This window comes from Micromonospora musae, from assembly GCF_003626635.1.
GTDB lineage: Bacteria > Actinomycetota > Actinomycetes > Mycobacteriales > Micromonosporaceae > Micromonospora > Micromonospora musae.
This window is the reverse complement of sequence record NZ_RAZT01000014.1, coordinates 19,072-41,883: the sequence shown is the minus strand read 5'-3', so window position 1 is coordinate 41,883 and position 22,812 is coordinate 19,072. Positions and strand designations below refer to the sequence as shown.

18 protein-coding genes are annotated in these 22,812 nt (G+C 73.3%); 12 read left to right on the top strand and 6 right to left on the bottom strand.

Annotated elements, in window-relative coordinates; all coding sequences use genetic code 11:
- Positions 1-3: 3 nt before the first annotated feature.
- Both D7044_RS25225 and D7044_RS25220 read left to right on the top strand, forming a co-directional pair.
- On the top strand, positions 4-1,209 hold the full coding sequence (locus tag D7044_RS25225) for a cation:proton antiporter (RefSeq protein ID WP_120683778.1): 1,206 nt from the start codon (positions 4-6) through the stop codon (positions 1,207-1,209).
- A 178-nt stretch (positions 1,210-1,387) separates the two neighbouring features.
- A complete protein-coding gene (locus D7044_RS25220) occupies positions 1,388-1,819 on the top strand; it encodes a hypothetical protein (RefSeq protein WP_120690392.1) in 432 nt (143 codons plus the stop codon).
- A gap of 191 nt (positions 1,820-2,010) precedes the next feature.
- Here the strand turns inward: D7044_RS25220 and D7044_RS25215 are convergent, their stop codons facing one another.
- The 5 genes from D7044_RS25215 to dnaK all read right to left on the bottom strand — a co-directional run bounded on the left by D7044_RS25215 (position 2,011) and on the right by dnaK (position 6,769).
- Positions 2,011-2,217, bottom strand: a complete 207-nt coding sequence (locus tag D7044_RS25215; RefSeq protein WP_120683686.1) for a hypothetical protein — start codon at positions 2,215-2,217, stop codon at positions 2,011-2,013.
- 133 nt (positions 2,218-2,350) lie between these two features.
- Positions 2,351-2,794 carry a heat shock protein transcriptional repressor HspR gene (locus tag D7044_RS25210; RefSeq protein ID WP_120683684.1) on the bottom strand — a complete coding sequence of 148 codons (444 nt, stop codon included), beginning with the start codon at positions 2,792-2,794 and terminating at the stop codon, positions 2,351-2,353.
- 29 nt (positions 2,795-2,823) lie between these two features.
- On the bottom strand, positions 2,824-4,008 hold the full coding sequence (dnaJ, locus tag D7044_RS25205; protein ID WP_120690391.1) for a molecular chaperone DnaJ: 1,185 nt from the start codon (positions 4,006-4,008) through the stop codon (positions 2,824-2,826).
- A gap of 88 nt (positions 4,009-4,096) precedes the next feature.
- The gene (gene grpE, locus D7044_RS25200; RefSeq protein ID WP_120683680.1) at positions 4,097-4,852 is read right to left on the bottom strand and encodes a nucleotide exchange factor GrpE; all 756 of its coding nucleotides are present in this window, start codon (positions 4,850-4,852) and stop codon (positions 4,097-4,099) included.
- Between the two features lie 45 nt (positions 4,853-4,897).
- Positions 4,898-6,769 (bottom strand): molecular chaperone DnaK, encoded by a 1,872-nt coding sequence (gene dnaK / locus D7044_RS25195; RefSeq protein WP_120683678.1) that lies wholly within the window; start codon positions 6,767-6,769, stop codon positions 4,898-4,900.
- A 195-nt stretch (positions 6,770-6,964) separates the two neighbouring features.
- Here dnaK and D7044_RS25190 point away from each other — a divergent pair, with 195 nt between their 5' ends.
- From D7044_RS25190 to D7044_RS25180, 3 genes are read left to right on the top strand one after another with little or no spacing between them, the layout of a single operon-like run.
- Positions 6,965-8,779 carry an ABC transporter gene (locus D7044_RS25190; protein WP_120683676.1) on the top strand — a complete coding sequence of 605 codons (1,815 nt, stop codon included), beginning with the start codon at positions 6,965-6,967 and terminating at the stop codon, positions 8,777-8,779.
- 52 nt (positions 8,780-8,831) lie between these two features.
- Entirely contained in the window at positions 8,832-10,520 is a 1,689-nt protein-coding gene (locus tag D7044_RS25185) for a GTPase (protein WP_120683674.1), read from the top strand.
- A gap of 57 nt (positions 10,521-10,577) precedes the next feature.
- Entirely contained in the window at positions 10,578-11,795 is a 1,218-nt protein-coding gene (locus tag D7044_RS25180; RefSeq protein WP_120683672.1) for a hypothetical protein, read from the top strand.
- A 73-nt stretch (positions 11,796-11,868) separates the two neighbouring features.
- On the opposite strand, the gene D7044_RS25175 is transcribed toward D7044_RS25180, so the two are convergent.
- Positions 11,869-12,495, bottom strand: a complete 627-nt coding sequence (locus D7044_RS25175; RefSeq protein ID WP_120683670.1) for a phosphatase PAP2 family protein — start codon at positions 12,493-12,495, stop codon at positions 11,869-11,871.
- Positions 12,496-12,832: 337 nt separating this feature from the next.
- Between D7044_RS25175 and D7044_RS25170 the strand changes: the two genes are divergently transcribed.
- The 7 genes from D7044_RS25170 (at position 12,833) to D7044_RS25145 (ending at position 22,804) form a co-directional block, all read left to right on the top strand.
- On the top strand, positions 12,833-13,312 hold the full coding sequence (locus tag D7044_RS25170; protein ID WP_147434717.1) for a hypothetical protein: 480 nt from the start codon (positions 12,833-12,835) through the stop codon (positions 13,310-13,312).
- A gap of 645 nt (positions 13,313-13,957) precedes the next feature.
- Entirely contained in the window at positions 13,958-15,133 is a 1,176-nt protein-coding gene (gene pdhA / locus D7044_RS25165) for a pyruvate dehydrogenase (acetyl-transferring) E1 component subunit alpha (RefSeq protein ID WP_120683666.1), read from the top strand.
- Positions 15,133-16,122, top strand: a complete 990-nt coding sequence (locus D7044_RS25160; protein ID WP_120683664.1) for an alpha-ketoacid dehydrogenase subunit beta — start codon at positions 15,133-15,135, stop codon at positions 16,120-16,122. Before pdhA ends, D7044_RS25160 begins: the two co-directional genes overlap by 1 nt.
- A gap of 5 nt (positions 16,123-16,127) precedes the next feature.
- On the top strand, positions 16,128-17,606 hold the full coding sequence (locus D7044_RS25155; RefSeq protein ID WP_120690390.1) for a dihydrolipoamide acetyltransferase family protein: 1,479 nt from the start codon (positions 16,128-16,130) through the stop codon (positions 17,604-17,606).
- A 223-nt stretch (positions 17,607-17,829) separates the two neighbouring features.
- The gene (locus D7044_RS32715; protein ID WP_165947343.1) at positions 17,830-17,967 is read left to right on the top strand and encodes a hypothetical protein; all 138 of its coding nucleotides are present in this window, start codon (positions 17,830-17,832) and stop codon (positions 17,965-17,967) included.
- Between the two features lie 344 nt (positions 17,968-18,311).
- Entirely contained in the window at positions 18,312-20,843 is a 2,532-nt protein-coding gene (locus tag D7044_RS25150; protein WP_120690389.1) for an LppU/SCO3897 family protein, read from the top strand.
- A 128-nt stretch (positions 20,844-20,971) separates the two neighbouring features.
- Positions 20,972-22,804 carry an NHL domain-containing thioredoxin family protein gene (locus tag D7044_RS25145; RefSeq protein WP_120690388.1) on the top strand — a complete coding sequence of 611 codons (1,833 nt, stop codon included), beginning with the start codon at positions 20,972-20,974 and terminating at the stop codon, positions 22,802-22,804.
- Positions 22,805-22,812 lie beyond the last annotated feature (8 nt).

Sequence of the window (22,812 nt, the reverse complement as noted above, 5' to 3'; positions counted from 1 at the left end):
CGGATGCACGAGACCAACACCCTGCTCATCGAGGTCGGCGCACTACTCTTCCTGCTGGGTCTGCTCGGCCGGTTGAGTCGCCGGATCGGCCTCTCACCCATCCCTCTCTACCTGCTCGCCGGGCTCGCGTTCGGGCACGGTGGGCTGCTGCCCCTCAACGCCAGCGAGGAGTTCTTCGCCGTCGGCGCCGAGATCGGCGTGATCCTGCTGCTGGTGATGCTCGGCCTGGAGTACTCGGCCAACGAGCTCGTCGGAAACCTCCGCTCCGCGGCGCCCGCCGGGCTGATCGACGCGCTGCTCAACGCCCTGCCTGGGGCGGCGTTCGCGCTCCTGCTCGGCTGGGACTGGGTGGCCGCGCTGGTCCTCGCCGGCATCACCTGGGTCTCCTCCTCCGGGGTGATCGCCAAAGTCCTCGGCGACCTGGGCCGGCTCGGTAACCGGGAGACCCCGGTGATCCTCTCGGTCCTCGTGATCGAGGACCTGGCCATGGCGCTCTACCTGCCGCTGGTCACCGCCGTACTGCTGGGTGCCGGCCTGATGGGCGGCGGTATCGCGCTCACCATCGCGGTCGCCACGGTCCTGGTGGTGCTGGTGGTCGCCATCCGCTACGGCGGGCTGATCTCCACCCTGATGTCCGCGAAGGACGCCGAGGCGCTGCTGCTCGGGGTGCTCGGGTTGACGCTCCTGGTGGCCGGCTTCGCCGCCGAACTCCAGGTGTCGGCGGCGGTCGGCGCGTTCCTGGTCGGCATCGCGCTCTCCGGTCCGGTGGCACACCACGCCACCCAGCTGCTCACCCCACTGCGGGATCTCTTCGCGGCGGTGTTCTTCGTCTTCTTCGGGCTGACGACCGACCCACGGGAGATCCCACCCGTGTTGCTGCCGGCGCTCGCGCTGGCGATCGTCACGATGGCGACGAAGACCCTCACGGGCTACCTGGCCGCGCGCCGGGTCGGCATCGCCGAGCCCGGTCGTTGGCGGGCCGGACTCGCCCTGGTGCCCCGGGGCGAGTTCTCCATCGTCATCGCCGGGCTCGCGGTCTCGGCCGGCAGTGTCGAACCGCGGTTGGCCGCGCTGGCCACGGCGTACGTCCTGATCACCGTGGTGACCGGGCCGCTGCTGGCCAGATTGCCGGACTTCCCGTGGTTCAAGCGTTGGCTGCGCCGTCGCGCGTCGGTGCAGCGGCGGGAGCCGGTGCGGGTCGCGGACTGATCCTGCTCGATAGGTGCGGAGCCGGGTCGACCGTACGGTCGGCCCGGCTCGGCCGACAGTCGGCCAATTGCTCCTGGAGGGTCTACCCCTACTGACCGGTACCGCGTTACCGTGTCGCCCCAGCAGCCAGGTCTGCGGGCGGCCGCGCCAGCAGCGGGCAAGATCGGAAGGTTGGCCGGTGAGCGTGCAGGAGTCGACGTTCCACGGTTTCGCCAACCCTGTCGACCCGTCGCCGGCGGAGATGCGTGCGTGGGCGTACCACCCCGACTCGGTTCCGTTGAGCTCCATGCCGCCGGACTGGGACCTGTTGGTCTCCGGTGACCGGCTGGTGATGACGCTCTTCGACCTGGCCATCGACCCCTCGTGCCCGGCCCGCCGGTTCGCCCTGCACTGCCTCTACATCTACGCCGCGGACGGCATCCGGACGAACTTCAGGGCGCACCCGAAGCGCCGCTTCCGGAAACTGGTCGAACAGGCCGAGAAGAACGGCGACGAGCTCATGCGGGTCTGGGCGCACAACAGCCGGGTCCTCCTGGCGCGGCCGGAACTCTTCGTCTACCGCGACTGGTGCGAGGGCGGGCTGGTCCGGGAGAACCGCCGCCTAGCCTGAGCCCGCCCCACCAGCGCCTTTATCCCGCCGCCCGGTCGCCGGTCGCGTCGCCGGGTTGATCATGAGGTTGACGGGACCTCAGGCGTCCGTTCGCCCCGCAAACCTCATGATCGACGCTCGGTTAGCGTCGGGCGCCGGCGAACGGGCCGGGACCCCCCGTGGTTCCCGGCCCGTTCGTCGGTGTCCGGTGCTCAGCCCGGTCCGTCCGGTCTTCCCTGACGGGTCTCCGCCCTCTCCCGGTCCGACTCCTGGTCGGGCCGGTCGGCGAAGAGCCCCTGTTGCGCCAGATCGGCGAAACGCCGCTTGGTGATCTCCTCGAACTGCCCCCGGACCGTCTCGGACACCTTCTCGAGCCGGTCCTCCGTCCGCTGGGCAAGCTGTCTCGCCGCCTCCGTCATCGCTCCCCCTGCCATGCCGGTAGGTCCACATTTGCGCGGAAAGGACCTCATTTGCAGGCTAACGGGAACGGCCCGGCCCGCGCCGGAAAACCGGCGAGCGGACCGGGCCGTCAGGCTCCGGGAGAGAGGTGGATCAGCGATCGGGCCCGCGGCGCGGGCGCCAGACCACCAACGCCGTGGAGGTGCGGTTGGTCGGCACCAGGTCGCGCCCCGGGAAGCGGGCCAACGTCTCCAGCTCGGCGATCCGGTGGTACGCGGCGTCCAGCTCCGCCTCGAGCCGGGCCACCCGCTGCTGGGCCTCCTCGAGCAGACGTTCGAGGCCGATGATCCGCTTGACCCCGGCGAGGTTGATGCCGTCGTCCTGACTGAGCCGCTGCACCTCGCGCAGCAGCACCACGTCCCGGACGCTGTACCGGCGGCCACCTCCGGCCGCCCGCCCGGCCTGCACCAGGCCGAGTCGGTCGTACTGGCGCAGGGTCTGCGGGTGCATACCCGCCATCCGCGCCGCGACCGAGATCATCAGCACCTTGGCCTCGTAGGCAGGGTCATTCGACGAAGCGGCGTACTCGCCCGACATCCTGCTCACCTCCGCCTCCATCCACCGCGTCAACTGACTCGACGCACCCGGGCGTCGAGATGTTCCCGGCCCGCCGGCGGCGTCTGCTCGGCGAACGTCTCCAGCGCCGCCCGCGCCTCGTCCGACAGCCGCGCGGGCACCACCACGTCCAGTGTCACCAACAGGTCGCCCGCCTGCCCGTCCCGGCGGACCACTCCCTTGCCCCGGGCGCGCAGGATTCGCCCGCTCGGCGTACCCGGCGGAACCCGCAGGGTCACCGCTCCGTCGAGCGTGGGCACCCGCAGGTCCGTACCGAGCACGGCCTCCGCGTAGGTGATCGGCACGGTCAAGGTGAGATCGTCGCCAGTACGACCGAAGATCTCGTCGGGCCGCACCTTCACCTGCACGAACAGGTCGCCGGGCTGGCCGCCACGCTCACCCGGCTCACCCCGCCCGGCCAACCGGATCCGCTGGCCGTCGGCCACACCCGCCGGGAAGCGGACGTTCATCGTCCGGGTCTTGGTCACCCCGCCGGTGCCGTGGCACTCCGGGCACTTCTCCTCGACGACCGTGCCGACGCCCTGACAGTTGCGGCACGGCTCGGAGAAGCTGAACGACCCCTGATTGCGGTTCGTCACCCCGGCACCGTGGCAGACCGGGCAGGTACGCGGCTCGGTGCCGGGCTTCGCCCCGTTGCCGTGGCAGGTGTCGCAGACACCGGGGGCGCGCAGGGTGAGCGGCAGGGTCACGCCTCGTACCGCGTCACCGAAGTCGAGCGCCACCTCGGTCTCCACGTCCCGCCCCCGGGCCGGGCCGCGCGGCGCGGTCGGGCCGGCCTGGCCGCCCGAGAAGATCGAACTGAACAGGTCGGAGAAGCCCGCGCCACCACCGAAGCGGCGCTCCCCGCCGCCGGCGGCGCCACCGAAGAGGTCGGAGACGTCGAACGGCACGCCCCCCGGCTGCCCCGCGCCCCGCGCGTTACGGCGGAACGCGCCCGAACCGAAGAGCGAGCGCATCTCGTCGTACTCCCGGCGCCGGCCGGAGTCCGAGAGCACGTTGTACGCCTCGGAGACGGCCTTGAACCGCTCCTCGGCCGACGGGTCACCCGGGTTGTGGTCCGGGTGCGACTCCCGGGCCAGCTTGCGGTACGCCTTCTTGATCTCGTCCTCGGAGGCGCTCTTCTCCACGCCGAGCACGGCGTAGAAGTCCTTCTCGATCCAGTCCTTGGAACTCACCGGTCCACCCCCTCCCCACCGGTTCGCCCGGGTCGCCCCGCCCGTCGCCGTGCGGCGACGGGCGGGGCAATCGGGTCACTGCCTGGCACTATTCCGGGTCCGCGACCGCAACCAGCGCCGGCCGCAGCAGCCGCTCACCGAGCTGGTAGCCGCGCCGCATGATCTGCACGCACGTCGGCTCGGTCACCTCGTCGGAGGTCTGGTGGGCCACCGCCTCGTGCCGGGTCGGGTCGAACGGGTCGCCCTGTTCGCCGAACGGGGTCAACCCGAACTTTCCGAGCGCCGCGGTGAGCTGCTCCGCCACCGATCCGAACGGCCCGACCAGGTCGCCGTGTTCCCGCGCCCGGTCCAGGTCGTCGAGGATCGGGAGCACGGCGGCGAGCACCGAGCCGGTCGCCTGCTCGGCGACGGTGGCCCGGTCCCGCTCCACCCGCTTGCGGTAGTTGGCGTACTCCGCCGTCACCCGCTGCAGGTCCCGGGTCCGCTCGTCGAGGTCGGACCGGAGCGCCTCCAACTCGGCGCCGAGGGTCGAACTGGTCGCGGCGTCCACCGGCTCGGCGGGCGCGTCGACCACGGGTGGACCGTCGGGCGTGGCCCCGTCCACCGTGCCGGCCTCGACCTCGATCTCGTCGACGACGATCTCGGCGTCCTCGATCAGCCCCTCCGCCGGGACATCCGTCCCGGCGTCGGCGGCCGTACCCTCCGGTTCGGCGGGCTGGCTGAGCTTCCGGTTGTTACGGATGACGACCCGCGGCGCGTCGCCGGTTGCCGGCTCGGCGGGCGCGGAGCCACCCGGCGTCGCCCCGGTGTCGCCCGGGTCGGCGGCTCGTGGCTTCTGCGTCATGCGGCTACCTCATCCCTTCGCCGTGAGTCCGCGGGGATCGGGACGTCACTTCTTGTCCTCGTCCACGATCTCCGCGTCGACGACGTCGTCGGCGCCACCGGCCTTCGCGCCGCCGGTCGCACCGGCACCCGGGCCGGCCTGGCCGCCCGGCTGCTCGCCGGCCGGGCCGCCCTGCTCGGCCTGCTGCTGCGAGTAGAGCAACGAACCGGCCTGCTGGGAGACCTGCGCCAGCTTCTCGTGCGCGGCCTTGATCTTGTCGATGTCCTGGCCGCCGAGCGCGCTGCGCAGCTCGCCGAGCGCCTCGTTGAGCTGGTCACGGTTCTCCGCGGGCAGCTTGTCGCCGCTCTCGGCGAGGAACTTCTCGGTCTGCCACTGGAGCGCCTCGGCCACGTTGCGGGTCTCGGCGTCGTCGCGGCGGCGCTTGTCCTCGTCCGCGTGCTCCTCGGCGTCCCGGCGCATCCGCTCGATGTCGTCCTTCGGCAGCGAGGAGCCGCCGGTGATCGTCATCTTCTGCTCCTTGCCGGTGCCGAGGTCCTTCGCGTGGACGTTCACGATGCCGTTGGCGTCGATGTCGAAGGTGACCTCGATCTGCGGCACGCCACGCGGCGCCGGCGGGAGCCCGGTCAGCTCGAAGGTGCCGAGCTTCTTGTTGTAGGCCGCGATCTCGCGCTCACCCTGGAAGACCTGGATCAGCACCGACGGCTGGTTGTCGTCCGCCGTGGTGAAGACCTCGGAGCGCTTCGTCGGGATGGTGGTGTTGCGCTCGATCAGCTTGGTGAAGATGCCGCCCTTGGTCTCGATGCCCAGGCTCAGCGGGGTCACGTCGAGCAGCAGGACGTCCTTGACCTCGCCCTTGAGCACACCGGCCTGCAGCGCGGCGCCGACGGCGACGACCTCGTCCGGGTTGACGCCCTTGTTCGGGTCGCGGCCGGTCAGCTGCTTGACCAGGTCGGTGACGGCCGGCATCCGGGTCGAGCCGCCGACCAGGATCACGTGGTCGACGTCGGAGACCTTGATCCCGGCGTCCTTGACGGCCTGCTCGAACGGGCCCTTGCAGCGGTCCAGCAGGTCCTGCGTCATCCGCTGGAACTCGGCGCGGCTCAGCGTCACGTCGAGGTGCAGCGGGCCGGCGGCGCCGGCCGTGATGTACGGCAGGTTGATGTTGGTGGTGGTGGCGGCGGAGAGCTCGATCTTGGCCTTCTCGGCGGCCTCCTTGAGCCGCTGCATGGCCATCTTGTCCTGGGAGAGGTCGATCCCGTGCTCGCCACGGAAGGTCTTCACCAGGTGGTCGATGACCCGCTGGTCCCAGTCGTCGCCACCGAGGTTGTTGTCACCGCTGGTCGACTTGACCTCGATGACGCCCTCGGCCAGCTCCAGCAGGGAGACGTCGAAGGTGCCACCGCCGAGGTCGAAGACCAGGACGGTCTGCTCCTTGGAGCCCTTGTCCAGCCCGTACGCCAGGGCGGCGGCGGTCGGCTCGTTGACGATCCGCAGCACGTTGAAGCCGGCGATCTCACCGGCCTCCTTGGTCGCCTGCCGCTGGCCGTCGTTGAAGTAGGCCGGAACGGTGATCACCGCGTCCGCGATCTGCTCACCCAGGTACGCCTCGGCGTCCCGCTTGAGCTTCATCAGCGTACGGGCGGAGATCTCCTGGGGGGTGTACTTCTTGCCGTCGATGTCCACGGTCCAGTTGGTGCCGATCTCCCGCTTGACCGACCGGATGGTCCGGTCCGGGTTCGTCACCGCCTGCCGCTTGGCGACCTCACCGACGAGCACCTCGCCGTTGCGGGCGAACGCGACGATCGACGGAGTCGTCCGCGAGCCTTCGGCGTTGGCGATGACGGTGGGCTCACCGCCCTCGAGAACGCTGACGCAGGAGTTCGTCGTGCCGAGGTCGATACCGACCGCACGTGCCATCTTCGCTTCCTCGCTTCGTAACGTTTGAGCAGGTGACGGGCACCGCCCGCAGCACACCCACCACAAGTTGAGTGAACTTGACTCAATAGTGCCACGCCCGCGCAGATCGTCAAGTCGGCCTTGAGTCGACCCGGCGCAACCCCTGATGCTACTGATCGGTTGTCGTGAGTTGCGTCGGTCGGGCACGCTTTAGCGGTGACGACGCACGGCGACCCCGCCAGCCACTCCGGCACGCCCGCCGTCGCAGCCCGCCCCGGCCCGCCGGACCCCCCGGCGGACCCGTCCGCCGCCACCGGCGAGGAGAGCCTCCCCGCCGCCCTGCAGGCGCTCCGGGCCGCGATCGGGGCAGCCCGGTTCCCGCTGGCCCTGCCCTCGGCCGAGCCGGCCCGACGGGCCGCCGACTCGCTCACCGACCAACTCGACGACTACCTGCTCCCGCGGCTCTCCCGACTCGACGCGCCCCTGCTGGTGGTGGTCGGCGGCTCCACCGGGGCCGGCAAGTCGACGCTGGTCAACAGCCTGGTCAAGGCCCGGGTGAGCGCCGCCGGTGTGCTTCGTCCGACCACCCGCTCACCGGTGCTCGTCTGCAGCCCGCCCGACACGTCGTGGTTCCGGCAGGGGGAGCTGCTGCCCGGCCTCACCCGTACCAACGAGCCGAGCGAGGACCCGGGCACCCTCCAGATCGTCACCGCCCCCGCCCTCCCGGCCGGGCTCGCCCTCCTCGACGCGCCGGACATCGACTCGGTGGTGGACGCCAACCGGGCGCTCGCCGGCCAACTGCTCGCCGCCGCCGACCTCTGGCTCTTCGTCACCACCGCGGCCCGCTACGCCGACGCCGTTCCGTGGGAGCTGCTGCGCGGCGCCCGCGCCCGGGGCACGGTGATCGCCATGGTGCTGGACCGGGTCCCGCCGGAGGCGGTCGACGAGGTCTCCGCCCACCTCGCCGAGATGCTGGCCGAGCAGGGGCTCGGCCAGGCACCGCTCTTCGTGCTCCCGGAGACCCGGGTCGACGGTCAGGGGCTGCTCCCCGAGCGGGTCACCAGCCCGCTGGCCGACTGGTTCACCCGGCTGGCGGCCGACGCCAACGCCCGGGCCGCCGTGGTCCGGCAGACCCTGGACGGGGCGCTGGCCGCGCTGCACCCGACCGTCGAGGGGCTCGCCGACGCGGCCGCCGAGCAGCTCACCGCCGTCGACGCGCTGGACGAGCGGGTACTGGCCGCGTACCGGGGCGGGCACCGCACGGTCGAGCAGGGGCTGAGCGACGGCCGGCTGCTCCGCGGCGAGGTGCTGGCCCGCTGGCAGGAGTTCGTCGGGACCGGCGAGTTCTTCCGCACCCTGGAGGCCCGGATCGGGCGGCTGCGCGACCGGATGGTCGCCGCGCTCACCGGCCGCCCGGCACCCGCCGCCGGACTGCGCAGCGCGATCGAATCCCAGCTGGTCACGCTGCTGCGCGGGGTGGCCGCCGAGGCGGCCGAGCAGGCGTACGCCGGCTGGAACGCGCATCCGGCCGGGGCGGAGCTGCTGGACCCGTCCCTCGGCCGCCCCGGCGAGGACCTGCCCGCCCGGGCCGAACGGCTGGTCCGGGAGTGGCAGCGCGGGGTGCTGGAACTCGTCCGGACGCAGGGCGGCGACAAGCGCTTCGTGGCCCGCACCGCCGCGTACGCGGTGAACGCCACCGGCCTGGCCGTGATGATCGCCGTCTTCGCCTCGACCGCGTTCATCCCGACCGGCCTGGAGGTCGCCACCGGCGCGGGCACCACCGTCGCCGCGCAGGCCGTGCTTCAGGCGATCTTCGGCGACCAGGCGGTGCGTACCCTGGCCCAGAAGGCCCGGGCCGACCTGCTGGAGCGGGTGCGGGCCCTGCTCGACGACGAGGCCGAGCGCTACCTCACCCGGAGCGCGGCGGCCCGGCTCGACGCGGAGATCGTCGGCGCGCTGCACACCGCCGCGGACCAGGTGGAGAGCGCACGGCGGCGCAGCGGGCTGACCACCGGAGGGGCGACCCGGTGAGCACGAGGGGCAGGAGCGCGAACCCGGCGGTCACGAGCGGAAGGTCCGGGCGGTGAGCAACGTGGTCGGCCGGATACGCGAGGCGTTCCGCGGCGGCGACCAGCGGGTCGACCCGGACGTGCTGCTCGCCCGCCTGGAGGCGGTGCGCCGCTTCCTCGCCGCGGCCGACGGGCGCCTGCCGGCCAGCCGGCTCGTACCCGCGCACACGCTCGTCGAGCGGGCCGGCACCCGCCTGACGCTCTCCCGCGACCACACCGTGGTCGCCCTGGCCGGCGCCACCGGCAGCGGCAAGTCCAGCCTCTTCAACGCGCTGGCCCGGCTGGATCTCTCCCCGGTCGGGGTGCGCCGCCCGACGACCGGGGTCGCGCACGCCTGCGTCTGGGGTCCGCAGGAGGGTGCGGCCCGGCTGCTCGACTGGATCGGGGTGCTGCCCCGGCACCGGTTCGTCCGGGAGAGCGCCCTGGACGCCGACGACGAGGCCGCGCTGCACGGCCTGGTCCTGCTGGACCTGCCCGACTTCGACTCGGTGCAGTGGTCCCACCGGCTGGAGGTGGACCGCCTACTCGGCCTGGTCGACCTCGTGGTCTGGGTGGTCGACCCGCAGAAGTACGCCGACCGGGTGATCCACACGAACTACCTCGGCGAGTTCCACCGGCACCGCGACGTCACGCTGGTCGTGCTCAACCAGGCCGACCGGCTCCCTTCGGCCGAGCTGCCCCGGGTCGTGGCCGACCTGCGCCGGCTGCTCGACGACGACGGGCTGGACGGCGTACCCCTGCTCGCCACCACCGCGACCGACCCGGACGGCATCGTCGAGCTGCGCGCGGCGCTGGAGCGGACCGTCGCCGAGCGCCAGGCGGCGCTGCGTCGCCTCGCCGGTGACGTGGAGACGGTGGTCGCGGGGCTGGACGAGCTGGTCGGCCCCGACCGCCCGGCCGCCGGCCCGGACGAGGCCACGGCCGGGGAGCTGACCCGGGCGCTGGCGGGCGCTGCCGGCGTGCCGGCCGTGACGGAGGCGGTGCGGGAGGCGTACCGGCACCGTGCGGTCGCGAGCACCGGGTGGCCGCTGGTCCGTGGCTGGCGGCGGCTGCGACCCGACCCGCTGCGTCGGCTGCACCTGTCGGGCGCACCGGTCGAGGTCACCGACCCGGCGGAGAGCCTGGTGGGGGCGACCTCGGTGCCGGATCCGACCGCCGCGCAGCGGTCCGCGCTCGGGCTCGCGATCCGGGCGGTGGCCGATCGCGCCGCGGCCGAGCTGCCCGCCGGCTGGCCGGCCGCGGTGACGGAGGCGGCCCGGTCCCGCCTCGCCGACCTGCCGGACGCGCTGGACCGGGCGGTCGCCGCCACCGACCTCGGCCTGGGGCGTCGACCGCTCTGGTGGCGGTTCGTCGGAGTAGTTCAGTGGCTGGTGACGCTGGCGGCGTTGGGCGGGCTGGCCTGGCTGCTGCTCGGCTACGTGCTGCGCGCGCTCGGGCTGCCCGACCCGGAGCCCCCGATGGTGGGCGTGGTGCCGCTGCCGACGCTGCTGCTGCTCGGCGGCCTGCTCGCCGGTCTGCTGCTCTCGGCGCTGACCCGGCCGATCGTCCGCTGGGCGGCCGGGCGGGCCCGCCGCCGGGCGGAGCAGCGGCTCGCCGCAGCCGTGGCCGCGGTCGGCGACGAGTACGTGCTGGCCCCGGTCCGGGGCGTCCTCGCCGACTACGCGGTGGCGCGGGAGGCCCTCCGGGACGCCGCCCGGCGCTGATCGTTCCCCTGTCGCTACCGCTGCCCGGTACGCCGGAACGAGCGTAGGGTCGGGTGCATGGCCCCTCCCCGGACCCCGTACGACGCAGTTCTGCACGCCGCGCGCGACGTGACGCGGCTGGACAGCGCCCTGGACGCCGAGATGCTCGGCGCGGCGTTGCTCGGCAGCGTCTACGCCATCGCGGAGAGCGACCGCAACGCCGCCATCCGGGAGTTCGTCACCGGCTTCCTCGCCGCCACCGCCCGTCGGCGTACCGCCGCGGCGACCACCATCCGTTCCGTCTTCGCCGCCCTGGTGCCCGACGCCGACGGCGCCGAGCGGGTCCGGCCCGGCAGCCAGGCGCCGGCCTGGTCCGGCCAGCTCGGCCGGGTGCACCTCACCGGCACCTGGGCGTACGGCGACGTGTACGGGGACCAGACCTCCTACCTGGCCACCTTCGCGTACGACGACGCGGCCGGGGGCCCGGAGCACGCGCTGGTGGCGCTGGTCGACCACAACATCGGCATCACGAAGGACGTCTTCGTCGGTGGGCCGGCCGGCCAGATCCTCGAGCAGGTCCGGCAGATGTGCGCGTCCGACGAGCTGACCTGGTTCCGGGAGGAGGATCCGGCCCGGATGCGCGGCGAGGTGGTCCGCCACCTGACGATCACCGACGACCTCAGCGAGCTGCCCAGCGCGGGGGCCCTCGCCACCGACCGGGCGCTGGCCGGCGCACGGCTCGCGGTGCTGCCCACCCAGTCGGTGCCGGCGGCCCGTGGCGCCGAGCCGCTCTCCACCGCCGACCGGACCGACCTGCTCCGGAGCTTCCTCGCCTCGCCGGAGGCCGCCCGCGCCGGGCTGGACACCATCGACGGTCCCGAGCTGGCCTCGCTGCATTTCTGTCTCGGCCTTCTGCTCGACCACGCGGAGAGCTTCCCGGACGCCGACCCGCTGCGGTGGAGCCCGGCGGTCGCGGGCCTGTTCCTGCTCGACTGGGTGCACCGGCGGGCCGTGCTGGACATGGACGACGCCGCGATGCTGCCCCGGGTGCTGCGCGCCTGGGCGGCGTACGCCGCTCGCCGACGCGACCTGCCGGCCGTCGCGGTGACACAGACCGACGCGGCCATCGAGGAGATGGTGCCCGAGTTCGCCCGCCTCTACAGCACCGGCGAGCGGCGCAGTCCGGCCACCGCGGCCGTGGCCGAGTTGATGGCCGACGGCGTGGACCCGGACGATCCGGAGGCGCTGAACACGTGGATCGAGGCGAACCGGCACCGCCTCACCGACCTCGACTGAGCCGGCCGGGCGCGGCCCCGGCCGGCCTCCGGTGCGGGGCCCGCGACGGCGGTTCCGGTTCGGTCGCCCACGCTCAGTGCAGCGCTGCGAAGACCACGCCGGCCACCAGGCCGCCCACCAGCCCACCGACGACCACCTGCGACACGGTGTGATCGCGCAGCCGCACCCGGGACCAGCCGACCAGGGCCAGCAGCGGCGCGCTGAGCAGCAGCCGGGCTCCGAAGGTGAGGGCCAGGATCACCACGGTGCCGGTGGCGACCGCCGAGTGGATCGACATCTTCCACCAGTGGCTCACGGTCACCGCCACCACCAGGCCGATCGCCCCGGCCGCCGCGAGCGCCACCACAGGTCGGGGCGCGCCGAGCGTGACCAGCAGAATCAACCCGACGACGACCGAGCAGAGGCCGACGAGCAGCGGAACGCGGCGCTGTTCCCGCTGTCCCACGTGGTGATCGGTGAGCCGCCCTCGGCGTACGCCGCCGACGATGTACGCGAACGGTATGCCGATGACGAAGACGACGGCGAGCAGAGCCCAGCCGAGCCCGGCCACGCCACCCTGGGCGCTGTGCCAGCCGACGGCGATCATCAGCACCGGGACCAGCACCGCGGGTGCGGTCAGCTCGGTGACCAGCCGGGCCAGCCGCAACGTGGGACCGGGTCGGGGCGCGGGGGCCTGACCGGATCGCGCACCGCCGCCCACGCTGTCTCCTCGAAGTACCTCGGCGGGGCCACCGCCTCCGCCGCCAGCGCGGCGTCGATCATCACCTCGTCCGGGCGGTCCGGCCGCTCCTGATCATCACCGTAGCGACGCCGGACGGCGGCGACAATCGTTCGACGGTTCCCGGGACGACGGGATGACGGGGCCGACCACGAGGGGTGTGAGGTGACTGACGTGGCGCGGACCGAGAGGTGGGGTGGGGCGGGTGCCGACGGACGGCCGGGGGGCCACGGTCATGGTCGGCGATTCGTCCGGGTCGGGCAGGTCGTCCGGAGGCGTCGAGTCGTCCGGCTCCTCGGTGGGGAGCGAGGTGGGTTCGGTGGGCGGTACGGAGATCGTTCCGGACGGCGACGGGCTGGCTGTCGGGTCGTCGGTCGGATCGTCGCTCGGTGACGTGCTCGGACTCGGCGACGCGGTCGGTGACGGCGGGCGCGAGGGCCCCGGTGGGCTGCTCGGTGTGGGGCGCGGCGCCGAGGGCGGAGGCAGGGGCCGGCGGGTCGGCTCCGCGCCCGTCCCGGTGTCGTCCGATCCGTACCGGGGCGGCTCCGACCGGTCGGGCCCGCCCAGCGGGAAGCCGGCCGACCAGCCACTCACCGCCGACGGGCTGGAGGTCGGCCGGGCGGACGGCTGGCTGGACGTCGGCAGGGGGACGACCACCGGCCCGACGGAGGGCGTCGGGATGAACGGGGTGCTGCTGTCCGGCAGCGCCGTGCTGCCGACCGTGGCGGAGCCGGTGCTGATCGCCGCGAGGATCGGCATCGAGGCGGTGCCGGCCAGCAGCGCGACGGTGAAGAGGTAGCCCCGGGACGGACCGGAGGCGCCGGGGGCACGGTGCGCGCCCACCACCCGCCGGTAACCGCCGTAGACCGCGCGGTGCTTCCCGAGCAGCGGCGTACCGGGTCCGTCGGCTGGCTCGGACACCAGCGCCTCCTCAGCGTTGACAGTGGACTGATCGGCACGGTGGTCAGGCCGGCGCATGCCGCAAATCGCCCCGATCACGGCGATCCTGCGGGAATCAGCCTGGCTCAGTGACGCTCAGTGCGCCAGCCCCCTACAGCGTGTCGACACGGTCAACTACCCGAACGGTGACGAACCATCACCGGATCGGCGGCGGGCACTCCACATGCCGACATTGACAAAGCCCCCGAATCGATCAGGCCTCATCGACCAGGCCGGGCGTACTGTGGGCCCACTCACCTCCTCTGCGAATATGGAGCACGACGGCAACGCAGCCGCGGCCTCCGCGCACCCTCGCGGCAGGCTCGGCGAACGCCGGCGCTCCCCGATCCGGGTTCGGCCAACTGAATCCGGCTCACGCCGCGCGGCAACCCTCACCGGGGCTAGGCGCGGCCGCCAGGACCGGTCCGGCACCGCCGGGCCGGCGCAGGATTTGCGCGGCCGGGTGACCAGCCGGTGCCGACGCAGACACGACAGGGAGAGACGGATGGCAAAGGGCGACCCCGGGGTCAGCACCCGCAGTAGGCGGGCCGCACCCCGTTCCAGGAAGGCCACGGGCGCAGACCCGGACCTGGTGCAGCTGCTCACCCCGGAGGGCGAGCGGATCGACAGCGTCACCGGGCCGGACGGCACCGTGTACCGCGCCGACCTGACCGACGACGAGTACCGGAGCCTCTACCGCGACCTGGTGCTGGTACGGAAGCTGGACGCCGAGGCCACCGCCCTGCAGCGCCAGGGTGAGCTGGGTCTCTGGGCGAGCCTGCTGGGTCAGGAGGCGGCGCAGGTCGGCTCGGGGCGCGCGCTGCGGACGCAGGACATGGCCTTCCCGACCTACCGGGAGCACGGCGTGCTCTACTGCCGGGGCATCGACCCGATCATGCCGTTCGGCCTGTTCCGCGGCGTCGACCAGGGCGGCTGGGACCCGAACGAGTTCAAGTTCAACATGTACACGATCGTCATCGGGGCGCAGACCCTGCACGCCACCGGCTACGCCATGGGCATCACCATGGACGGCCGGATGGGCGGCGACGACGGCGAGGCGGTGATCGCCTACTTCGGCGACGGCGCCACCAGCCAGGGCGACGTGAACGAGGCCTTCGTCTGGGCGAGCGTCTTCAACGCCCCCATGGTCTTCTTCTGCCAGAACAACCAGTACGCGATCTCCGAGCCGCTGGAGCGGCAGACCCGGGTGCCGCTCTATCAGCGGGCGGCCGGCTTCGGCTTCCCCGGCGTACGGGTGGACGGCAACGACGTGCTCGCGTCGTACGCGGTGACCCGTACCGCGCTGGACAACGCCCGGCACGGGCAGGGGCCGAGCCTGATCGAGGCGTACACCTACCGGATGGGCGCCCACACCACCTCGGACGACCCGACTCGCTACCGGATCGCCAGCGAGGTCGAGGCGTGGCAGGCCAAGGACCCGATCGCCCGGATGAAGGCCTTCCTGACCAAGCAGCAGATCGTCGACGCGGACTTCTTCGCCGAGGTCGACGAGCAGGCCCGGAGCGAGTCGCTGCACCTGCGCGAGCGGGTGCTGGCCATGCCGGATCCGCAGCCGGTCACCATGTTCGACAACGTCTACCCGAACGGTTCGCCGCTGCTGGACGAGCAGCGCGCGAAGTTCAACCGCTACATGGAGTCGTTCGAGGGGAGCGCCCACTGATGGCCACGGAGACGCTCAGCATCAGCAAGGCCCTCAACATCGGTCTGCGGCGGGCCCTGGAGAACGACCCGAAGGTCGTCATCATGGGCGAGGACGTCGGCAAGCTCGGCGGTGTCTTCCGGGTCACCGACGGGCTCCAGAAGGACTTCGGCGACCAGCGGGTGATCGACACCCCGCTCGCCGAGTCGGGCATCATCGGCACCGCCGTCGGCCTCGCCATTCGCGGGTACCGGCCGGTCTGCGAGATCCAGTTCGACGGCTTCGTCTACCCGGCCTACGACCAGATCGTGTCGCAGGTGGCGAAGATGCACTACCGCTCGGGCGGCAAGCTGCGGATCCCGCTGGTGATCCGGATCCCGTTCGGCGGCGGCATCGGCGCGGTGGAGCACCACTCCGAGTCGCCGGAGGCGTACTTCTCGCACACCCCCGGCCTGAAGGTGGTCTCCTGCGCCAACCCGCAGGACGCGTACGTGATGATCCAGCAGGCGATCGCGTCGGACGACCCGATCGTCTTCCTGGAGCCGAAGCGGCGCTACTGGGAGAAGGGTCCGGTCGATCTGGACGCGCCGATCGCCGACGCGTACCCGCTGCACGCCTCGCGGGTGGTCCGCCCCGGCACCGACGCGACCGTGCTGGCGTACGGCCCGATGGTGCGGACCTGCCTGGAGGCGGCGACCGCCGCCGCCGAGGACGGTCGTGAGCTGGAGGTCATCGACCTGCGCTCGATCTCGCCGCTGGACCTGGGCATGGTGTACGAGTCGGTCCGGCGCACCGGCCGGGCCGTGGTGGTGCACGAGGCGCCGTCCAACGTCGGCGTGGGCGCGGAGATCGCGGCCCGGATCACCGAGGAGTGCTTCTACTCCCTGGAGGCTCCGGTGCTGCGCGTGACCGGCTTCGACACCCCCTACCCGGCCGCCCGGGTGGAGGAGGAGTACCTTCCCGACCTCGACCGGGTGCTCGACGCCGTCGACCGCTCCTTCGGCTGGTGAGTGACATGTCCCGACTCAAGACGTTCAACCTGCCCGACCTGGGCGAGGGGCTCACCGAGGGCGAGATCCTCAGCTGGCTCGTCAAGGTCGACGACATCATCGAGCTGAACCAGCCGATCGTCGAGGTGGAGACGGCCAAGGCGGCCGTGGAGATTCCGGCGAAGTGGGCCGGCCGGGTCCAGGCGATCTTCCACCCGGAGGGCACCACGGTCGAGGTCGGCTCCCCGATCATCGCGATCGACACCGACCCGGACGCCGGCCCGCTGGACACCACGGCGTCGTCCTCGGCCGGCGGTGACCTGCCCACCCCGTCGGCTGCCGCGCTGGCCGCGGTCGAGGTGGCACCGGCCGAGGGCGCGGTCGAGCCGGGTCTGGTCGGCGGCCCGGCGCCGGGCGGGCGGACGCCGGTGCTGGTGGGCTACGGCCCGCGTACCACCAGCGCGAAGCGCCGCCCGCGCAAGAGCGCCGTACCGACGCAGGCGAGCGCGGCCCCGGCGATCCCGGCCCAGGCCACCGCGGCGGCCCCGGTGGTTCCGGCGCAGGCCGCCCCGGCGCGGGCCGTGCCCGCGCCCAACGGCCACGAGGCGGGCGCGGCGACCGGTGTACTGGCCAAGCCACCGGTGCGCAAGCTCGCCAGGGACCTCGGCGTCGACCTCCGTGCGCTGACCGGTTCGGGGCCGCTGGGCTCGGTCACCCGGGAGGACGTCCAGCGGGCCGCCGCCGGTGCCGTCGCCGAGCCGGCGTCGGTCGGGACGACCGCCACCGCGGCGGCGAGCTTCGGCGCGGACCGCGAGCAGCGCATCCCGGTCAAGGGGGTACGCAAGCTCACCGCCGAGAACATGTCCCGTTCGGCCTTCACCGCCCCGCACGTGACGGAGTTCCTGACCGTTGACGTGACCCGGGCCATGAAGGCGCTCGACCGGCTGCGCAACCGCCGGGAGTGGCGCGAGGTGCGGATCTCGCCGCTGCTGCTGGTGGCGAAGGCCGTGCTGCTCGCGGTGCAGCGGCACCCGATGGTCAACTCCACCTGGGCCGGCGACGAGATCGTCGTCAAGGAGTACGTCAACCTGGGGATCGCCGCGGCCACGGATCGCGGGCTGATCGTGCCGAACGTGAAGGACGCCGGGCGGCTCACGCTGCGCGAGCTGGCCGACGCGCTGACCGAGCTGGTGCAGACGGCCAAGGCCGGCCGCACCACGCCGGCGGACATGTCCGGCGGCACCCTGACCATCACCAACGTCGGGGTGTTCGGAGTGGACAGCGGAACGCCGATCCTGCCTCCGGGCGAGTCGGCGATCCTGGCCTTCGGCGCGATCCGGGAGATGCCCTGGGTGCACAAGGGCAAGGTGCGTCCGCGCCAGGTCACCACGCTCGGCCTCTCCTTCGACCACCGGATCATCGACGGTGAGCTGGGGTCGAAGTTCCTCCGGGACATCGGGGACTTCCTCACCGATCCGGAGGCGGCGCTGCTCGCCTGGACCTGACCGGTTCGTTCCACCAGGCCACGGCCGGTGTGCCACGGGTTAACGCCCGGCACACCGGCCGTGGCAGTTGGGCGACGAAAACGTCGGCGCAAGCCCGGAGAAACCTTTGATTATTCGGCTCGTGGTGCAGCTCACCTAAGAATCGATGGAAGTCTGCGGCTGCTTCCTGTTAAATAGAGGCATCAAGGGGCTGACAACCGAATAGCCGGAGGAGAGACCGACCGTGAGCATGATCGAGCGAATCAAGACCCGCCGCGACGCCAACCGCCGCGCCCGTGCCATCGAGCACGCGCTGCGCTCCGCCAACTCGCCGGCCGTCCGCGAGGAGCTCCTCGCGATCGCCCAGCGTCACATGAGCTGACGCACCAGACCTTTCCTCACCTCCTCCAGATCGATGACCCGCCCGGGAGCACCGGGCGGGTCATCGGCGTTTCACACCCATTGACACCGGGATTCCACCTAGGCGCAGCGCCCGGTACGGTGGGCTTCGGTCGTCGCCACCGATTCGGGACAGGTCGAGCCGACTAGGAGCAGTTCGACACCAGCCGACCACGTGGAGTGACGACCGATGCTCCCCGGACGCCATGGACGGCCACCGGATACGGTGCGGGGAGCCCGGCACGGCCGGTACGCCGGCAACGCCGGCAGCCAAGCCGAGGAGACCGATCGGCACCGGCGGCCGACATGTGATGAGGAGGCGCACCGATGACGTCCGAGGGCTCGCACCACCCCGGCCAGGAGCCGGACGAGGTGCCGCCGGGCGCCGGCGGACCGACGCCGTACGGCGACCGCGCCGCGCAGCCGGCCAACGGCTACGGCGCCGGCCCGGACCTGGGCTGGGCGCCCCCGCCACCGGCCGGACCCAATCCCGCGGCCCCCACCTGGGCGGCGCAGAACGAACAGCCGCCCGCCGCCTGGGGCTCGGCACAGACTCCACCGCCGGCCGACGCGGGACACCCCGCGCCCTGGCCCGCGACCGGCGCACCCCAGCCGGCCTGGGGCGGGCAGCCCGAGCAGTCCGGCCAGGGCTGGGCCGGCGCGCCCGAGCAGCCGGCCTGGGCACAGTCCCAGCCCGCCGCCCGCGGCGCGGCCCAGGTTCCCGCGCCCGCAGCACCCCCGCAGGCGTGGCCGCAGGAGGACCCGGCGCGCTCAGGCGGGTGGACTCCGCCGCAGCCGGGTGACGCGTCACCGCAGACCGACCAGGCCGCCGCGGGCTGGGGCGCTCCGGCGCAGCCCGGCCCTGCCAACGGCTGGAACGACGGCGGGCAGCAGCCGGGGCAGCCGGCACCCGCCAACGGCTGGAACGACGACGGGCAGCAGGCCGACCAGCCGGCCTGGGCACCGGCCGAACAGACCGCACCGGCGTGGGCGCCGGCCGAACCGCCCGTCCGCGGCGCCGCGCAGGTGCCGACGGTTGACGACGGCGCCGGCTGGAACCAGCAGCAGGAGACCGGCTGGTCGGGCGCCGCGAACCAGACCGGCCAGGCCGACAACTCCGGTGGGTGGGGCGCGGGCGCTCCGGGCCAGCCGGATCAGTCCGCACAGTCCTGGGGCGCGCCCCCGGAGAGCCAGCCGCAGCAGCCCGACTGGATGCTCTCGCCGGCCCAGGAACAGCCGCAGGGCGGCGCGCCGTCGGGCGGCTGGCAGGAGCCGCCGGCCGACCCGGGTCGCTCCGGCGGCTGGCAGGCCGAGCCGACCGGCACGCCCGCACGGGCCAGCGCCAGCGTGCCCGGCGCCGGGAGCCTGCCACAGCGCAACCCGGGCGAACGGGCGGGCGCGTCCGAGGTGGAGCCCTGGGCGCCCGGCGAGGCGTGGGGCAACGCCGACGCCGACGCCGCGAGCCGCCCCGCCGAGAACGCACCGATCTACCAGCCCGGCCCCGCTCCGGGGATCTCCCCGGCGAACGTCGTACCGCTGCCTCCGCAGGAGCAGCGCGTGCCGGGCGCCAGCCTGGCCGCCACCCCGCCGGGCGACTACGTACCGGCGGCCGACTTCCCGGCACCGGCTACGTACGGCGTGCCCGCGGGACAGCCGGCACCGGCTCCGTTCGGCGCTGCGTCCGGGCAGGCGACGCCGGTCGAGCGGGCCGACTGGCCACCCGCGGAGGCGACCGGGCAGGGGTACGAGCCGGAGCAGCCCGCCTGGGCGGCCGAGGCCCACTCCGACGAGCAGGCGGCACCGGCCGGTCCGGTGGTGCCTGCGCCACGCACCTCGCCCGAGTCCGGCGCGGCCGGCCGCACCACGGCGAGCGCTGCCGTGCCGCTGGCCAGCCGGGTGCTGCCCCCCGCCGATCAGCCGCTGCGGCCCGACAGCACGTCCGCCCCGCAGCCCCGGGTCTACGGTCGCCCGGCCCGGCCCGAGCCGGCGGACGAGCCGGAGCAGGCTCAGCCGGACGGTTACGGGGTCGACGCCCGGCCCGAGCCCGGGCCGCGCTTCGACGACCGGGAGCCGACTCCCGCGCCGAGCGGCTACGCCGAGCCGGCCCCGATGAGTCCGGGCCCGCCGGCCCCACCGGCCTTCCCGCCAGGGGTGCCGAACTTCGTCGACGCCCCCAACAACACCCGCCCGATCAACGGGAACCGGCCGCACCCCGGCGAGCGTCCGGCCGACCCGTTCGGCGGACCGCCGGTACCCCACGATCCGGGGATGCCAGCGGTCGCGGGCTACGGGCCGCCGGCGCTGCCCGACACCGAGCCCGCACCGACCAGCACGTTCCCGTCCGCGTTCCCGCCGCCCCCGCAGCAGCAGGCCGTTCCGTCCTGGGGGCAGGGCGGGCCGGGCCAGCCCGGGTCCGTCCCCGCCTGGGGGCAGAACGAGCCGGAGCAGCAGAACTGGACGCCGGGTGCGGCGGAGGCCGACCAGGACCGGTTCGACGCGTTCAAGCCGGACGCGGAGCCGAAGTCCGAACCGCCACCGGCGAAGGTCCGCAACGGGCGGGTGCTGGCCGCGGTGCTCACCGCCGCGGTGCTCATCCTGGCTGTGCCGCTCGGCCTGCTCTTCCTGCTCGGCAAGGTCGGCGGCGATCAGGCGCCGTCCTTCGACCCGGCCGTCGGCACCTGCGTGAAGAAGTCCGGCGAGACCGCCGTCGCGGCCGACTGCGGTGAGGCGGAGGCGTTCACCGTGGTCTCGAAGGTCGACACCAACGACAAGTGCGGCGACCCGACCCTGCCGCACGTCGTGTTGCAGGGCGACGGGCCCAACAGGGTCCTCTGCCTGAAGCCGGCCGCCAGCCAGTAGCCGCCTCGACGACGGGGGCCACGGTCGTCCGTGGCCCCCGTCGTCGTGTCCGGGGTGCCGCAGAGGTGTGATCGAGGCCGCGCGGGGTACCGCCGGACCCGGCCGGCCGGGTCCGGCAGACTGGACGGATGAGCGCACGAGTACGGGCTCCCGAGCTGCGCGGTCGGGGCTGGTTGAACACCGGCGGCCGCGACCTCACCCTCGCCGACCTCCGCGGCAAGATCGTTCTGGCGGACTTCTGGACCTTCTGCTGCATCAACTGTCTGCACGTGCTCGACGAGCTGCGGCCGCTCGAGGAGAAGTACGGCGACGTGCTCGTGGTGATCGGGGTCCACTCGCCGAAGTTCGAACACGAGAAGGACGCCGAGGCGCTCGCGGCGGCGGTCGAGCGGTACGGGGTGCACCACCCGGTGCTCGACGACCCCGAGATGGACATGTGGCAGCAGTACGCGGCCCGCGCCTGGCCGACCCTCTCGGTGATCGACCCCGAGGGGTACGTGGTGGCCACCATGGCCGGCGAGGGTCACGCCGAGGGGCTGGCTCGGTTGATCGACGAGCTGATCGCCGTCCACGAGGCGAAGGGCACCCTGCACCGGGGCGACGGGCCGTACGTCCCGCCCGCCGAGCCGGAGACCACGCTGCGCTTCCCCGGCAAGGTCGTGCAGCTGCCCGACGGCAACCTGCTCGTCTCCGACTCGGCCCGGCACTCGCTGGCCGAGCTGGAGCCGGACGGCGAGACGCTGGTACGCCGGATCGGCTCGGGCGACCGGGGGCGGACCGACGGCCCGGCCGGGGTCGCCACCTTCTCCGAGCCACAGGGGCTCTGCCTGCTCCCCGAGCAGGTGGCCGGGGTCGTCGGCTACGACCTGGTCGTCGCGGACACCGTCAACCACCTGCTCCGCGGCGTACGCCTGGCCACCGGCGAGGTGGTCACGATCGCCGGCAGCGGGCGGCAGTGGCGTTCGACGGTCGACGACCACTCGCACGACGCGCTCTCGGTCGACCTCTCCTCCCCCTGGGACCTCGCCTGGTACGACGGCAAGCTCGTCATCGCGATGGCCGGCATCCACCAGCTGTGGTGGTTCGACCCGATCAAGCGGACCGCCGGCATGTACGCCGGGACCACCGTCGAGGCGCTGCGCGACGGCCCGCTGGACGAGGCGTGGATGGCCCAGCCGTCCGGCCTCTCGGTCTCCGTCGACGGTTCCCGGCTCTGGATCGCGGACAGCGAGACCAGCGCGATCCGGTACGTGGAGAACAGCGTGATGGGCACCGCGGTCGGGCAGGGGCTCTTCGACTTCGGCCACGTCGACGGGCCCGCCGCGTCGGCGCTGCTCCAGCACCCGCTGGGGGTGTGCGCGCTGCCGGACGGCTCGGTGTTGATCGCGGACACGTACAACGGCGCGGTGCGGCGTTTCGACCCGCTGACCGACCAGGTCTCCACCGTCGCCGACGGGCTGGCCGAGCCGAGCGACCTGGTGCTCACCGCTGAGGGCGAGGTGCTGGTGGTGGAGTCCGCCGCGCACCGGCTCACCCGGCTGGCGCCCGGGGCGCTCTCCGCGGCCGGTGCCAGCACGGTGGACGGTCCCCGGCACCGCACCGAACGCAAGCCGACGGACGTGACGCCCGGCGAGCTGACGCTGGAGATCATCTTCAGCCCGGCGCCGGGGCAGAAGCTGGACGAGACGTACGGTCCGTCGACCCGACTGGTGATCTCCGCCTCGCCGCCGGAGCTGCTCGTCGAGGGGGCGGGTACGACCACCGAACTGTCCCGGCGGCTGGTGGTCAACGGCGAGGTGACCGGTGGGGTGCTGCAGGTGACCGCCCAGGCGGCCACCTGCGACGTCGACGTCGAGCACGCCGCCTGCCACCTGACCCGGCAGGACTGGGGCGTACCGGTCCGGGTGGTGGAGAGCGGCGCGGCCCGGTTGCCGCTGGTGCTGCGCGGTCTGGACGCCTGAGGTCGTTC